The following is a 14,231-nucleotide window of genomic DNA, read 5'->3' on the forward strand; positions in this document are numbered from 1 at the left end:
AGTTGGGCGTACGACGCCGCCGCCCGGACGGGTGGCGGCGGGCACGGCCCCACGAGGGGGACGAAAGACCCTAGGTGGACGGGTGGAGTGGATGGAACGCACGCAGACGAAGGACGCGGCGCCGCAGCCGGACGTGGCACCGGCCGGCGGCTTCGGCTACAGCGCCGCCGACGAGGAGAAGCGCCGCGCCGTACGGCGGATGAAGACGCTGGCCACCGGCCTGCTGCTGGGGGTCGCGCTGGTCTACGTGCTGGCGAAGTGGGCGGGCTCGGCCGGGGCGGGCGGCTGGACGGGGTTCGTCGCGGCGGCGGCCGAGGCCGGGATGGTCGGCGCGCTGGCCGACTGGTTCGCGGTCACGGCGCTGTTCAAACGTCCGATGGGCCTGCCCATCCCGCACACCGCCATCATCCCCACCAAAAAGGATCAACTGGGGCAGAGTCTGGGTGACTTCGTCGGCGAGAACTTCCTCTCCGGCGAGGTCGTACGCCGCAGGCTGCGCTCCGTCGGCATCGGCCGCAGGCTCGGCGGCTGGCTGGCCGACCCGCACAACGCCGACCGGGTCACCGCCGAACTGTCCACCGCGCTGCGCGGCGCGCTCACCGTCCTGCGCGACTCCGACGTGCAGGCGGTGGTGGGCGAGGCGATCACCCGGCGGGCCGACGCGCAGGAGGTCGCGCCCGGCATCGGCGGGATGCTGGAGAAGATCGTCGCGGACGGCGGCCACCGGCGGGTGGTGGACCTGGTGTGCGCCCGCGCCCACGACTGGCTGGTCGAGCACGGCGATTCCGTCATGACGGCGGTCTCCGGCGGCGCGCCCGGATGGACCCCGCGGTTCGTCGACCGCAAGGTGGGCGACCGGGTCTACAAGGAGCTGCTGCGGTTCGTCACCGAGATGCGCGACATGCCCGAACACCCGGCGCGCGGCGCGCTCGACCGCTTCCTGACGGACTTCGCCGACGACCTCCAGCACGACGCGGAGACCAGGGACCGCGTCGAGCGCCTCAAGTCGGAGGTGCTGGGCCGCGGCGAGGTGCAGGACCTGATCGCCTCCGCGTGGGGCGCGGTACGCGCCATGATCGTGGCGGCGGCCGAGGACGAGCGCAGCGAACTGCGGCTGCGGCTACGGGCCGCCCTGCTCTCGCTCGGGCAGCGCCTCTCCCACGACGAGCGGCTCCAGGGCAAGGTCGACGGCTGGCTGGAGGGCGCCGTGGTCTACGTCGTGACGACGTACCAGGGCGAGATCACCTCCCTGATCACCGAGACCGTCGCCTCCTGGGACGCCGAGCACACCTCGAAGAAGATCGAGGCGCACATCGGCCGCGACCTCCAGTTCATCCGGATCAACGGCACGGTCGTCGGCGCGCTGGCGGGGCTGTGCATCTACGCCGTCTCGCAGGCGTTCGGCGGCTGACCCGGCCCCGCCCGCGCTCTGGCGACCTGTGGCCGCAGGGCCTACGGTGCCCGCGTGCGGGAGCGGAGAGCGGTCGGAGCGCGGGGGCGGCGCACGCCGGTGGCGCGGGCCCTGTGGGGCTGCGGCGAGCTGGCGGTGACGCTCGGCGCTGTCCTGCTGCTGCTCCTCGTCCACCAGCTGTGGTGGACCAACCGCCAGGCGCAGCGCGCCGCGCAGGACCGCGTCGCGCAGTTGGAGAGCCGGTGGGCGCGCGGGGCGACACCGGGGGCCGGGCCGGGGGACGGCGCCACGACCGGCGCCCCGCAGGCGTCCGGCGCGGATCCGCCCGCCACCGCGCCGCCCGGATCCGCCGCCCGCCCGGCCGCGGGTCCGCCCCGCCCCGGCATCGGGTACGCCGTGCTGCGCATCCCGCGCATCGGCCTGCGCGCGCCGGTCGCCGAGGGCATCGGCAGGGCCGCGGTCCTCAACAACGGCTACGTCGGGCACTACCCGCAGACCGCGCAGCCCGGCGGCGCCGGCAACGTCGCGCTGGCCGGGCACCGCAACACGCACGGCGAGCCGTTCCGCCGCCTCGACCGGCTGCGGCCGGGCGACACCGTCGGCATCGACACCGCGCGGGCCCGCTACCGCTACGTCGTCCGCAGCGTCCTGCCGCGGACCGCCCCCTTCGACACCGCCGTCATCGCCGCCGTGCCGCACAGCTCCGTGCACCCCTCGTACGGCTTCACACAACCGGGCTCCTATCTGACGCTGACGACCTGCACCCCCGAATTCACCTCCACCTACCGGCTGGTGGTCTGGGCCGAGCTGCGGTCGGCGAGCCCCCGGTGAGGGCGGCCGGGCCGCGGGTGCCAGGACTGCCGCCCGCCCCGGGCCGTTAGGCTCTCGCCCCGTGCGAAACCAGACCTCCGGCGGCCGGCCACCGGCCTCCCGCAAGCGCCCCGCGCTGCTGTGGCTGCTGCTGCCCTACGTCCTGTTCCTGGGGGTGCTGCCGCTCGTGAACCGGCTGACCCCCCTCGTGTTCGGGCTGCCCTTCCTGATCTTCTGGATGCTGCTCGCGACGCTGCTGACGCCGCTCGCTGTGGGCCTGGCGTTCCGCGGTGACCTGCGAAGGCGGCGCTCGTGAAGGCCGCCGTCGCCACCTCGGTCTTCGGTGCCTTCATGGTGCTGACCGTCGTCCTCGGCCTGCTCGCGGTGCGCGGCAGGCGCAAGGGGCGGCGGGACACCGGGCTCGCCGAGTGGTCGGTGGGCGGTCGCAGCCTGGGCACCGCGTTCATCTGGGTGCTGATGGCGGGCGAGAGCTATACGAGCTTCAGCTACCTCGGCGCGGCCGGCTGGGGCTACAAGTTCGGCGCCCCGGTCCTCTACGTCATCGCCTACATGTCCTGCGGCTACGCGCTCGGCTACGTCGTCGGCCCGATGCTGTGGTCCTACGCGCGCCGCCACCAACTGGTCGGCATCACCGACATCATCGCCCACCGCTACGGCAGGCCCTGGCTCGGTACCGCCGTCGCCCTGCTGGCCACCGTCTGCCTGCTGCCCTACATCCAGTTGCAGATCACCGGCATGGGCGTGGTCGTCTCGACGATCTCCTACGGCGCGATCAGCCTCAACTGGGCCTGTTTCCTGGGCTTCGCGGTGACCACCCTGTTCGTCGTCGTCAGCGGGCTGCGCGGCAGCGCCTGGGTGTCGGTGCTCAAGGACGTCCTCGTCATCGTCACCCTCGCCTTCCTCGTGATCTACGTGCCGCTGCACTACTTCGGCGGCTACGGGCACTTCCTGGACCGGATCGTCACCGAGAAGCCGCAGTGGCTGACCTTCCCCGGGCACGAGTCCGGCGGCCTCGGCCAGAGCTGGTTCATCAGCACCACCCTCGTCAACTCGCTGACCGTGGTGATCTTTCCGACGACCGTGGCCGGCTACCTCGGCGCCCGCAGCGCCGACACCCTGCGCCGCAACGCCGTCTACCTGCCGGCCTACAACGTGCTGCTGTTCGTGCCGATGCTGCTGGGCATGGCCGCCCTGTTCGTGGTCCCCGGGCTGACCGGTACGGACTCCGACCTCGCGCTCTTCCAACTGGTCGTGGACTCACTCCCGGCCTGGGCGGTCGGGGTGATCGGGGTGGCGGCTGCACTGTCGTCGATCGTGCCGATGGCCGTGTTCATGCTGGTCATCGGCACGATGTGGGGGAGGAGCGTGCTCGGCGCCATCCCCCGGCTCAACCGCGGGGCCACCCCGGGCGGTTGGTCGGCCGACCGGCGCCAGAAGCTGTGGTCGCAGGTGGTCGTGGTCGCCGCCGGAACGCTCGCGCTGCTGCTCACCTACACCGCCCCGAACACTCTCGTCCGGCTGTCCCTCATCTCGTACGAGGGCATGGCACAACTGGTGCCGATGCTGCTGCTGGGGCTGATATGGCGGCGGTTGACGCTGTACGGGGCGGTCGGCGGGCTGACGGCCGGCGTCACCGTCGTCTGCGTGCTGGTCTTCGGCGGCCACGACCCGCTGTGGGGCATCAACGCCGGACTCATCGGACTCGCGGTGAACCTGGCGGTCGCCCTGGCCTTCACCTGGCTCGGGCCGCGGCAGGACGACCCGCGTCCGGACGCCGAAGTGCTGGCGCTCGACGAGGAGTTCGCGCGCGAGGAGACGCCGGGACCGGCGCCGGCGGCCTGATCCGCCGAGGGCCCCGGCCGCCGCCGTACGGTGACTCCCCGCCCGCCACCGGACGCGGGCGGGGAGGCGCGGAGGTCACCCGCCGGTGTCCTGCCGCCCTGACGTATGGCTACCCTGGGGCGGAGCAGATACGTTCCTGCCGCCACCCGGCCGCAGGGCACCGAACGCCGCACGGCGCGGCAACGGCCACAGGAGGCGCCCGATGTACCGCATCGCCGATGCCTGGCGGCTCTACGTCTCCGCGCTGCTCTTCCTCGCCGCCGGTCTGCTGCTGGCCGAGCCGGGGCTGACGTCCGGGCTGACCGCTGCCGCCACCACCGCCGCGGTGCTGCTGCTGTGCAGCGCCTTCCTGATCGCCGCCTGCGCCCGCCCGATGCCACCCGGCCGGGTCCGTACCGCGATCCGCGACCGTGAGCGGCGTACCGCCTTCCTGCCGCAACGCGACCCCGACGCGGCGGGCCGCCCCCGCCCCCGAGCACCGGGACGTCCCCTCCCGACGGCCGCGTAGGCGCTCAGGCAGGCATTCCGCTTTCTTTTCTCGTACCCCGAGACCCGCATGCCCCGCGCCCCGCGCGGTCCGTCACGCCGATTCCGTATTCCGGCACGACGAGACCCGTGGAGGGCTCCCACCCATGTCCGTATTCGGTTTTCTCGGCGATCTTCTGGGGCACGGCGCCCAGGCGATCGACCCGCTCTTCGGCGCTTCGGCCACGGCCGTCGCCATCGTCCTGTTCACCCTCGCGGTACGCGCCGCGCTGCACCCGCTCGCCCGCGCGGCGGCCCGTGGCGAGAAGGCGCGCAGCGCACTCGCCCCGCAGCTCGCCGCCCTCCAGCGCAAGCACAAGGGCAACCCCGAACGCCTGCAGAAGGCGACCGCCGCGCTGTACGCCGAGACCGGCGCCTCGCCGCTGGCCGGCTGCCTGCCGACGCTGCTTCAGATGCCGGTCTTCTTCGTGATGTACCACCTGTTCTCCACCGGCGGCGGCAGCCTGCTCGACCACACCCTGTTCGGCGCGCCGCTCGGCGGCAGCTGGCGGCAGGCGCTCGGCGACGGCGGGGTCATCGGCCCGCAGGGGCTGGTCTACCTCGGCCTGTTCGCCCTGATCGCCGCCGTCGCCACCTGGAACTTCCGCCGGGCGCGTGCCGCGGTGGCCGGCGCGCCGCGGCCGGACGCCGGGGGCGCCGCGCTGCCCGGCATGGCGGGGATGGCGAAGCTGATGCCGCTGCTGTCGTTCGGCACGCTGATCACGGTGGCGGTGGTGCCGCTCGCCGCCGGCCTGTACCTGGTCACGACCACGACCTGGACGGCGTGCGAACGGGCCCTGCTGCACCGCGACCGCACCCGCGCCGAACCGGCGCCGGCGGCCCCCGGTGGCACGGCGCGGCCCGCCGCCACTACCCCGCGGTAACGGTCCGGTCCGTGAACGCCGTCTTGCGGACTGCACCGAGTTCTTGGACGATCAGCCGAATTGCTCGATGGCCGTCCCCCATCGCCCGGCCCGGAAGTCCCTTCCAGGGCCGGCCCTTCGACCACGGGAGTTGTACCGATGAAGCTGCTGCGTGTCGGAACGGCAGGGGCGGAACGCCCGGCGCTGCTCGACGCCTCGGGGGTCCTGCGGGACCTGTCGGGCCTGGTGCGGGACATCGACGGCGCACTGCTCCGCGACGATGAGGCGCTGGCACGGATCCGTGCCGCGGAGGCGTCGGGCGCGCTGCCCGCGATCGGGACGGCGGGGCTGCGCACCGGACCGCCGGTCGCCGGGATCGGCAAGATCGTGTGCATCGGGCTGAATTACCACGATCACGCCCGGGAGACCGGGGCGAAGGCCCCCGAGGAGCCGATCCTCTTCATGAAGGCCCCGGACACCGTCGTCGGACCCGACGACACGGTGCTGGTCCCCCGGGGCAGCGAGAAGACCGACTGGGAGGTGGAGCTGGCGGTCGTCATCGGCCGTACCGCCCGCTATCTGGAGACGGACGCGCAGGCGCTGGCCGCCGTCGCCGGCTACGCGGTGGCGCACGACGTCTCCGAGCGCGCGTTCCAGATCGAGCGCGGCGGCCAGTGGGACAAGGGCAAGAACTGCGAGACCTTCAACCCGCTCGGCCCCTGGCTGGTCACCGCGGACGAGGTTCCCGACCCGCAGGCGCTCGGCGTCCGGCTGTGGGTCAACGGCGAGCTGAAGCAGAACGGCACCACCGCCGAGCAGATCTTCCCGGTGGCCGAAGTCGTCCGCTACGTCAGCCACTTCATGACCCTGTACCCGGGCGACGTCATCAACACCGGCACGCCGGCGGGGGTGGCCATGGGGCAGCCGGAGCCCAAGCCGTACCTGCGGGCCGGTGACGTGGTCGAGCTGGAGATCGACGGCCTGGGCAGGCAGCGCCAGCCGCTCAAGGACGCCTGACCGCGCTCCCGGGCATCCGGAGTATCCGGCACTACGGCAGATGGCCCCGGTCAGGGCCATCTGCCGGTCGTTTTCGGGCGACGCGCCCCAGCGGTCTGCCCTGCGCGCGGGCGGCATCCGCATAGTGCCAGACATGCCAAGAAAGAGGACAAAATGGTTTAGGGCGGTGCTGGCCGCACTGATCGGTACGGCGCTCGCCGCGCTGCTCGGACTGGGTGCCGCCGTGGTGTTCGCCGAGCCGCTCCCCGGCGGGCTCGGCCCCTGCCTGGGCAGCGCGTGCCCCGGCTCCTACAGCGATCCGAACAACGGCCCGATCGCCGGCCGCGACGAGAACATCAATATCTACGTCGGCGGCGACTACAACGTCGGCGGCTCGGCGGCCGAGGCCGAGGGCAAGATCGTCACGCTCGGCAACTTCTCCGTGAACAAGACCGGCGGGTCGAGCGTCTACAACGTCGGCGTGGTCGGCGTCGGTTCGCGGGTGCCGCCGCCCAACGGCTCCGACTTCCTCACCGTCGGCGGCGACCTCACCGTCGCCCAGGGCCAGCGGCTGCTCGCCGAGGAGGGCAGCACGACCGGCGTGGTCAAGTACGCCGGCGCGCTGAGCGGCACGGTCATCCCCACTCCCGTCCACGACGCGGCGGCAGCCGAGCCCTACCGCGGGCTGCGGCAGCAGCTGACCGATTCCAGCAGCTGCTACGCGTACGAGAACGGCGCCTCCAGGCCGGCCACCGGCACCGCGGTCAACCAGGGCTACCAGACCCTGTTCCGCGGCGACGGCACCTCCCAGCTCCAGGTCTTCAACGTCGACTTCGACATCGCCTCGGCGAACGGCGGCGACCAGGGCATCGCCTTCGAGAACATCCCGGACGGCGCGACCGTCCTGGTCAACATGCTCGGCGACAGCCGCACCATCAGCTCGTACATCGGGCACGACCTCCAGCCGGCCGGCATCCGCGAGCGGCTGCTGTGGAACTTCCCGGACGCGAACACGGTGACCTTCAAGGGCACCGCCCAGTTCCAGGGCGCCGTACTCGTCGGCCCGCAGGCCAGCCGTACGTCGGTGAGCATGCCGGGCATGAACGGCCGCTTCTTCACCGCAGGTTCCCTGGACCACATCGGCACCGCGGGCACGGAGATCCACAGCTACCCCTTCACGGGCGACCTCCCGGACTGCGGCCCGGAGCCCACCACCAGCCCGACGGAACCGACGGTCGCCCCGACGGAGCCGACCGCGACGCCGACGGAGCCCACGGCGACGCCGACGGAGCCGACCGCGACCCCGACGGAGCCGACGGCCACGCCGACGGAGCCCACGGCGACTCCGACCGAGCCGACCGCGACGCCCACGGAACCGACCGCGACTCCGACGGAACCGACGGCGACTCCGACCGAGCCGACCGCGACCCCGACCGAGCCCACGGCCACGCCGACCGAGCCGACCGCGACTCCGACGGAGCCCACGTCGCGTCCGACCGAGCCCACGTCGCGTCCCACGGAGCCCACTTCGCGTCCGACCGAGCCGACCTCGCGTCCCACGGAGCCGACTTCAGGGCCGACCGAGCCGACTTCAGGGCCGACCGAGCCGACCTCACGGCCGACCGAGCCGACCTCTCACCCCACCTGGCCCACCGGGCACCCGACCTGGCATCCCACCTGGCACCCGACCTGGCATCCGTCGGGACATCCCACCGGGCACCCGACGGGACACCCCACCGGCAAGCCGACCGACGACCCGTGGCCGGGGCACAGCTCCGGTGGCTGGGGACACGGCGGCGGTGACGGCGGACACGGGCACGGTGGCGGCCATGGCGGCGGCCACGGTGGCGGACACGGCCACGACGACGGTGAGCTGGCCGCCAGCGGTGCGCTCAGCAACCCGTGGATCATCGGTGCGTCCGGTGGCGCGCTGATCGCAGGGTTGGCACTGGTCCTGCTGGTGAGGAACCGCCGTTCCAGCTGACGGCACCTGAGGCCGGACGGGGGACAGCCGGCCGGACAGCGCTCCAGGGCTTCGACCACCAAGGTGTGGTCGAGGCCCTGGAGCATGTCAGGACACCGCGACGGCGCTCACGCGGGTGCCGCGATCGTGACCGTGCGGCCCTCGGCGGCGGACAGCTTGGCGGCCTCCAGGACCCGCAGCGCCGCCGCGGCCTCGCGCGCCGTGACCGGCGGCAGGCCGCCCTCGCGCAGCGCCCGTGCGACGGCCGCGTAGTAGGCGGGGTAGTCGCCCGGCAGCGTCGGCACGACCTCGCCGCCACCGTCGCGCGGGGACGTGCCCGCCCCGAGCCGGCCCCAGGAGGACTCCGGTTCCACGCCCCACGCCGTGCCGTCCGCGGTGGGCCGCAGTCCTTCGCGCAGGGCGGCCTCCTGCGGGTCGAGCCCGTGCTTCACATAGCCGGCCTTGCTGCCCAACACCCGGAAGCGCGGCCCGAGTTGGGCGGTGGTGGCGCTCATCCACAGGTGGGAGCGGACGCCCGAGGTGTGGGTGACGGCGATGAAGGTGTCGTCGTCGGCCTCCGCGCCGGGGCGCCGTACGTCGGACTCGGCGTAGACGGACGCGGCCGGGCCGAAGAGGGTCAGCGCCTGGTCGACGAGGTGGCTGCCGAGGTCGTAGAGCAGGCCGCCGACCTCCGCCGGGTCGCCCGACTCGCGCCAGCCGCCCTTGGGCTGGGGCCGCCACCGCTCGAAGCGCGACTCGAAGCGCAGCACCTCGCCGAACGCGCCCTCGTCCAGCAGCTTGCGCACGGTGCGGAAGTCGTTGTCCCAGCGGCGGTTCTGGAAGACGGAGAGCAGCAGCCCGCGGGAGTCGGCGAGCGCGGCGAGCTGTTCGGCCTCGGCGGCGGTCGCGGCCAGCGGCTTGTCGACGACGACCGGCAGGCCGGCCTCCAACGCGGCCGTGGCGAGCGGCACATGGGTCTTGTTAGGTGAGGCCAGCACGATCAGGTCGAGCGCGCCGGCGCGGTCGATGACCGCTTCGGGGGTGTCGACGGTACGGACCCCGGGGTGCTCGGCGCGGGCCTGCGCCTGCCGTTGCGGGCTGCGGGTCGAGACGGTGTCGACGACCAGGTCGTCGGTCGTGGCGATCAGCGGGGCGTGGAAGACCGAGCCCGCCAGGCCGTAGCCGATCAGGCCGACGCGGAGCGGGGAGTCGGGGGTGCCGGTGGAGTCGCTCATGGAACCACTTAAGCAACGCTGTTGCCAAAGTGCAAGACGTGCCCACAATGGAGGGGTGACCAGCAACGATCCCGGCCCGCACGGCACCGAAGGCGCCCTCCCCGCCCCCTCGGGCTTCAACCTGCCGGCCCTGCGCGGGCACAACACCGCCCTGCTGCTCGGCCTGCTGCGGGCGGCGGGCGCGGACGGGGTCAGCCGGCTGGAACTGGCCGAGCGGAGCGGTCTGACCCCGCAGGCGGTCAGCAAGATCACCGCACGGCTGCGGGCCGGAGGACTCGCGGCCGACGCGGGCCGCCGCGCCTCCACCGGCGGCAAGCCCCGTACGGTCCTGCGCCTCGTCCCCGGCGCCCGGCACGCCGTCGGGCTGCACCTGGACCGCGACGAGATCACCGCCGTACTCGCCGACCTCGCGGGCACCCCCATCGCCGTGCGCCGCGCCCCGCTCGCCTTCGGCGCGGGCCCCGGGGCGGTGCTGGAGCGGGTGGCGGAAGAGGTCGCCGCGGTGCGGGCGCAGGCCGTCGCCCCGCAGGTGCTCGGCGTCGGTGTGGCCTGCCCCGGGCCGCTCGACCACGCGTCCGGGGTGCTGCACCGGGTGACCGGGGCCCCGCATTGGGACGGCTTCCCGCTGCGGGACGCCCTCGCGGAGCGCCTCGGCCTGCCCGTCGTCGTCGACAAGGACACCAACGCGGCGGCGCTCGGCCTGGCGGGGAGCGCGGCGGGCGGCGGAGCCGGGTCGTTCGCCTATCTGCATCTGGGGACCGGGCTCGGCGCGGGGCTGGTGCTGGACGGCGGTCTCTACCGCGGGCCGCACACCGGCGCGGGCGAGTTCGGGCACCAGGTCGTGCAGTGGGACGGACCGCCCTGCGGCTGCGGGCGGCGCGGCTGCGTGGAGGCGCTGTGCCTGGTGGCGGTGGCGCGCGGCGATCTGCCGGGCGCGGCACGGGTGCTGGGGGTGGGCGCTGCCAACCTCGTGGAACTGCTCGACGTGGAGCGGGTGTTGCTCGGCGGGCGCACGGTGTGGGAGCGGCCGGACGTCTTCGTGGCCGGTGTGGCGGGCGAGTTGGCGGCGCAGGCCGCGGCCCGCGGCAGGACCGGCGGTCCGGTGCCGGTGGCGACGGCCGCCGGCGGCGCGCGGGCGGTGGCGGACGGGGCGGCGCAGTTGGTGCTCGGGCCGCTGTTCGGTCCGCCCCGACCGCGGCCCGGCCGCGGGGAGATGACCAACCACCCCAGCGCGGAAATCATCTGATAAGGCGGCATTCGGCCGCCGGACGGGTGCACGGCATGCGGGTCTCCCGGGCGCCGCCGGTGCCCGTGGCAGGGTCTGGCCAGGCCGTGCGCGGCGGGCAGGGGGCACCGCGGCGACGCACCGCCTGACGACCCGAGCGACTCAGCAGCGGAGGACCGCCATGCACCCGTCCGGCAGGCACCCGTCCGGCGCGGCCACGCCCAGCGCAGGCCGGCAAGGAAGAGGCGTCAGGGGGCGCGAGGGACGCGGCAGCCGTTTAGGGCGTGTCCGTCAAACCCTGCCCGCCCTGCGGTCAGCCCCGCGGCACGGCGGGTGCCGTCGCACCGGGCGGCGGGCGGCGCGGGCACTGCTCACCGGGGGGCTGCTGTCCGCCGCGCTCGGCGTCGCGCTGCCGGACGGCCTGTCGGCGGTGGCGGAGGCGTACGCCGTCCCGTCGGGATCCGCCCCGGCGACGCCGTACCGCCCGGCCGCCGCGCAGGGCAGGGACGGGCCGGGGGGCCGGGCCGGATGCGGACGTCAGGGCCGCCGCGGCACCGGGCTCACCGCGCGGGCCGGCGGCGCCCCGGGGGAGTACGCGGCGGGCGACGGCTGGCGCGGCTGGCAGCTGGAACTCCGCAACACCGCCGACGCGGCCTGTACGGACGTGCACCCGGCCGTGGTGCTGGCCGCGGAGCGCCACGGCCTGCAACCGGACATGATCCGGCTGGAGTTCCGGGACCAGACGACCGGCGACTGGCTGCCGGTGACCTTCGCACCCACCGACCGGCACGAGCAGATCGGTGTCCTGGGCGAGGACGGCGACGAGACCAACGGCCTTGGCGGCGGCGGGTGTCGGGCCGGTCGCGGCCTGACCGTTCCGGCGCACGGCGTCACGGCCGTGCCGGTACGGATGCGGTTCGCCAGGGAGACCCCGCGCGACCGGGTCGCCGCGGGTGTCACCACAGGACGCAGGCCCGAAGGCGGCGGCGCCGGGCCGAAGCCGTCCGGCGACTACACCTTCACCGTCTATTCCGACGCCGGGCCCACGATCCCGTACGACCCCTCGTTCCCGGTGGCGCCCGCCCCCGCCGACGCGCCCGCGTCTCCGCTGGCCGGCCCCGCCCGCGCGGACGGATGGTTCCAAGTACCGGGCGCGGCACCGCAGTTGGCGGCCACCGGGCAGGTCCCGATGTTCGGGCTCGGCGCCGCTGCCGCTGCCCTGCTGATGAGCGGCGGCCTGTTGAAGGCGGGGGCCAGGCGCCTGCGCCGCTGAGCGGGATTGTGCGGGGTGCGAGGATCACGCCGTGGAGTTCCCGTACGGCCAGGAACCTGGCGCACCCATCCGGTCCGGCATCCCCGAGCACGGACGCATCCCGAAGTACTACGCGGCCAAGGTCGGCATCGCCGCGCTGCTCGCCGACGCGGACGAGGGCGAGCCGCTGCCGCCCGAGCGCGACCTGGCGCAGCGGTTCGACGTCTCGCGCGAGACGCTGCGCCAGGCGCTGCGCGAACTGGTCCTGGAGGGGCGGCTGCGCCGGATGGGCCGCGGCACCGTCGTCGCCGGGCCCAAGCTGGCGCAGCCGCTGTCCCTGGCCAGCTACACCGAAGGCGTCCGCGACCAGGGGCGGCGCCCCGGCCGGCACCTCGTCGGCCTCGACCGCTTCCCGTGCCCGCCCGCGCTCGCCGCCGACCTGGGGGCGGCGGCCGGCGATCCCGTGTGGCACATGGAGCGGGTGCTGCTCGCCGACGACGAACGGGTGGGCCTGGAGAGCACCTACGTCGCGGTGGCGCGGGTGCCGGATCTCGACACCGCCTTCGACCCCGACTCGTCCTTCTATGCCTACCTCCACGAGCGGCTCGGCATCGGCTTCGGCGACGCCGACGAGCGGTTGGAGACGGTGCTCGCCACCCCGCGCGAGGCGCTGCTCATCGGCACGCCTGGCGCCCTGCCGATGCTGCTGATCCACCGGCTGTCGCGGGACACCGGGGGCCGCCCGCTGGAGCGGGTGCGCTCGCTCTACCGCGGCGACCGGTTCTCCTTCACCACGCATCTGGGGACGTCGGCCCGGCCCTGACCGTCGGCCGGACGGCGCCTTTCGTCCGGAAATCGGGTCACGGAAAGATAACGGGTCTAGGCCAAACTTGAAGCCGTGTTCACCGTCGCGTCGCCCGGCCGACCGCGGCGGGTCACCCGGCGCCGCGAGCGTCTGCGGCATGCGAGTCATAGTTGTCGGAGCCGGCGTGCTGGGAACCCTGCACGCCTGGCACGCAGTCGAGCGGGGCCACGAGGTCCTGCACATCGAGCGGGAGGCCGAGGCCCGCGGCGCCTCGGTCCGTAACTTCGGACAGATCTGGGTCAGCGGACGGGCCGGCGGCGAGGAGCTGGCGACCGCGCTGCGCGCCCGCGAGCTGTGGGAGGGCATCGGCGCCCGCGTCCCCGGCATCGGCTTCCGCGCCATCGGATCGCTGAGCATCGTCAAGAACGCCGCGGAGCGGGCCGTCGCCGAGGCCGCCACCCGCCGCCCGGACGCCGCGGCCCGCGGCTACCGGCTGCTGGACGCCGATGAAGCCCGCGCGCTCAACCCCGCGCTGCGCGGCGACTTCGCCGGCGCCCTGTGGTGCGAGCGGGACGCCGCCGTCGAACCCCGCGTCGCCCAACGCACCCTGAAGGAAACGCTGTTGGCGTCCGGCAGGTACCGCTACCTCGGTGGCCGCGAGGTCCGCGAGGTGCTCGGCGGGCGCGCGGTGCGCGACGACCACGGCGATATCCACCACGGCGACAGCGTCGTCCTGTGCACCGGCGCCTGGCTCGGCGGCCTGGTCCGCGAGCTGGCACCCGGCCTGCCGGTGCGCCGGGTACGGCTCCAGATGATGCAGACCGATCCGCTCGGCGAGCCGCTGACCACCTCCGTCGCCGACGCCGACAGCTTCCGCTACTACCCCGCCTACGCGAGCGGAGCCCTGGACGCGATGGCCGCAGCCCAGGCGCAGACGCCGACCGCCGCCGCGCACAAGATGCAGCTGCTGATGGTCCAGCGCGCCGACGGCGGCCTGACCATCGGCGACACCCACGAATACGAGACGCCCTTCGGCTTCGACGTCGTCGAGGACCCGTACGCGCACCTCACCGGCGTCGTCGAGTCGATACTCGGCCGCCCGCTGCCCGCCGTGCGGCGCCGCTGGGCCGGTGTCTACGCCCAGTGCACCGACACCTCACGCGTCGTCCACCGCGAACAGGTGCAGGACGGCGTCTGGCTGGTCACCGGGCCCGGCGGGCGCGGCATGACCTGCGCCCCCGCCATCGCCGAAACCACCGCGAACGACCTGGGCTGGTGACACC

General features: G+C 74.2%; 13 protein-coding genes. 12 read left to right on the forward strand and 1 reads right to left on the reverse strand.

Features of this window, described 5'->3' with window-relative positions; all coding sequences use genetic code 11:
• Positions 1–91: 91 nt before the first annotated feature.
• From ACIBK8_RS03910 to ACIBK8_RS03945, 8 genes are all read left to right on the forward strand, one after another.
• Complete coding sequence (locus ACIBK8_RS03910) at positions 92–1,411, forward strand: DUF445 domain-containing protein (RefSeq protein ID WP_399039915.1); 1,320 nt, start codon at positions 92–94, stop codon at positions 1,409–1,411.
• 54 nt (positions 1,412–1,465) lie between these two features.
• Complete coding sequence (locus tag ACIBK8_RS03915; RefSeq protein ID WP_399039916.1) at positions 1,466–2,242, forward strand: class E sortase; 777 nt, start codon at positions 1,466–1,468, stop codon at positions 2,240–2,242.
• 61 nt (positions 2,243–2,303) lie between these two features.
• Positions 2,304–2,537, forward strand: coding sequence for a DUF3311 domain-containing protein (locus tag ACIBK8_RS03920; RefSeq protein WP_399039917.1), 234 nt, complete (start codon positions 2,304–2,306; stop codon positions 2,535–2,537).
• Positions 2,534–4,084, forward strand: a complete 1,551-nt coding sequence (locus ACIBK8_RS03925) for a sodium:solute symporter (RefSeq protein ID WP_399039918.1) — start codon at positions 2,534–2,536, stop codon at positions 4,082–4,084. The genes ACIBK8_RS03920 and ACIBK8_RS03925 overlap by 4 nt, the downstream gene beginning before the upstream one ends.
• A 202-nt stretch (positions 4,085–4,286) precedes the next feature.
• Positions 4,287–4,592 carry a DUF6412 domain-containing protein gene (locus ACIBK8_RS03930; RefSeq protein WP_399039919.1) on the forward strand — a complete coding sequence of 102 codons (306 nt, stop codon included), beginning with the start codon at positions 4,287–4,289 and terminating at the stop codon, positions 4,590–4,592.
• Between the two features lie 124 nt (positions 4,593–4,716).
• Positions 4,717–5,493 carry a YidC/Oxa1 family membrane protein insertase gene (locus ACIBK8_RS03935; RefSeq protein ID WP_399039920.1) on the forward strand — a complete coding sequence of 259 codons (777 nt, stop codon included), beginning with the start codon at positions 4,717–4,719 and terminating at the stop codon, positions 5,491–5,493.
• A 138-nt stretch (positions 5,494–5,631) separates the two neighbouring features.
• A complete protein-coding gene (locus tag ACIBK8_RS03940; RefSeq protein WP_399039921.1) occupies positions 5,632–6,489 on the forward strand; it encodes a fumarylacetoacetate hydrolase family protein in 858 nt (285 codons plus the stop codon).
• A gap of 166 nt (positions 6,490–6,655) precedes the next feature.
• On the forward strand, positions 6,656–8,452 hold the full coding sequence (locus ACIBK8_RS03945; protein ID WP_399039922.1) for a choice-of-anchor A family protein: 1,797 nt from the start codon (positions 6,656–6,658) through the stop codon (positions 8,450–8,452).
• Between the two features lie 107 nt (positions 8,453–8,559).
• Here ACIBK8_RS03945 and ACIBK8_RS03950 read toward each other — a convergent pair whose 3' ends face one another.
• Entirely contained in the window at positions 8,560–9,666 is a 1,107-nt protein-coding gene (locus tag ACIBK8_RS03950) for a Gfo/Idh/MocA family oxidoreductase (protein ID WP_399039923.1), read from the reverse strand.
• Here ACIBK8_RS03950 and ACIBK8_RS03955 point away from each other — a divergent pair.
• The 4 genes from ACIBK8_RS03955 to ACIBK8_RS03970 all read left to right on the forward strand — a co-directional run bounded on the left by ACIBK8_RS03955 (position 9,665) and on the right by ACIBK8_RS03970 (position 14,227).
• Positions 9,665–10,912 carry an ROK family protein gene (locus ACIBK8_RS03955; protein ID WP_399039924.1) on the forward strand — a complete coding sequence of 416 codons (1,248 nt, stop codon included), beginning with the start codon at positions 9,665–9,667 and terminating at the stop codon, positions 10,910–10,912. The two genes, ACIBK8_RS03950 and ACIBK8_RS03955, sit on opposite strands and share 2 nt — an antisense overlap.
• Before the next feature lie 409 nt (positions 10,913–11,321).
• Complete coding sequence (locus ACIBK8_RS03960) at positions 11,322–12,164, forward strand: hypothetical protein (RefSeq protein ID WP_399039926.1); 843 nt, start codon at positions 11,322–11,324, stop codon at positions 12,162–12,164.
• A gap of 31 nt (positions 12,165–12,195) precedes the next feature.
• The gene (locus ACIBK8_RS03965) at positions 12,196–12,966 is read left to right on the forward strand and encodes a GntR family transcriptional regulator (protein ID WP_399039928.1); all 771 of its coding nucleotides are present in this window, start codon (positions 12,196–12,198) and stop codon (positions 12,964–12,966) included.
• A 139-nt stretch (positions 12,967–13,105) separates the two neighbouring features.
• A complete protein-coding gene (locus ACIBK8_RS03970; protein WP_399039929.1) occupies positions 13,106–14,227 on the forward strand; it encodes a TIGR03364 family FAD-dependent oxidoreductase in 1,122 nt (373 codons plus the stop codon).
• The last annotated feature ends 4 nt before the right edge of the window (positions 14,228–14,231 follow it).

This window comes from Streptomyces sp. NPDC050161 (genome assembly GCF_044460025.1).
GTDB lineage: Bacteria > Actinomycetota > Actinomycetes > Streptomycetales > Streptomycetaceae > Streptomyces.

Bases quoted from the DNA above. Each gene is read 5' to 3' on its own strand.
- ACIBK8_RS03910 (WP_399039915.1), top strand. From the start codon at position 92: ATGGAACGCACGCAGACGAAGGACGCGGCGCCGCAGCCGGACGTGGCA.
- ACIBK8_RS03930 (WP_399039919.1), top strand. From the start codon at position 4,287: ATGTACCGCATCGCCGATGCCTGGCGGCTCTACGTCTCCGCGCTGCTC.
- ACIBK8_RS03935 (WP_399039920.1), top strand. From the start codon at position 4,717: ATGTCCGTATTCGGTTTTCTCGGCGATCTTCTGGGGCACGGCGCCCAG.
- ACIBK8_RS03940 (WP_399039921.1), top strand. From the start codon at position 5,632: ATGAAGCTGCTGCGTGTCGGAACGGCAGGGGCGGAACGCCCGGCGCTG.
- ACIBK8_RS03955 (WP_399039924.1), top strand. From the start codon at position 9,665: ATGGAACCACTTAAGCAACGCTGTTGCCAAAGTGCAAGACGTGCCCAC.
- ACIBK8_RS03950 (WP_399039923.1), bottom strand. From the start codon at position 9,666: ATGAGCGACTCCACCGGCACCCCCGACTCCCCGCTCCGCGTCGGCCTG.
- ACIBK8_RS03970 (WP_399039929.1), top strand. From the start codon at position 13,106: ATGCGAGTCATAGTTGTCGGAGCCGGCGTGCTGGGAACCCTGCACGCC.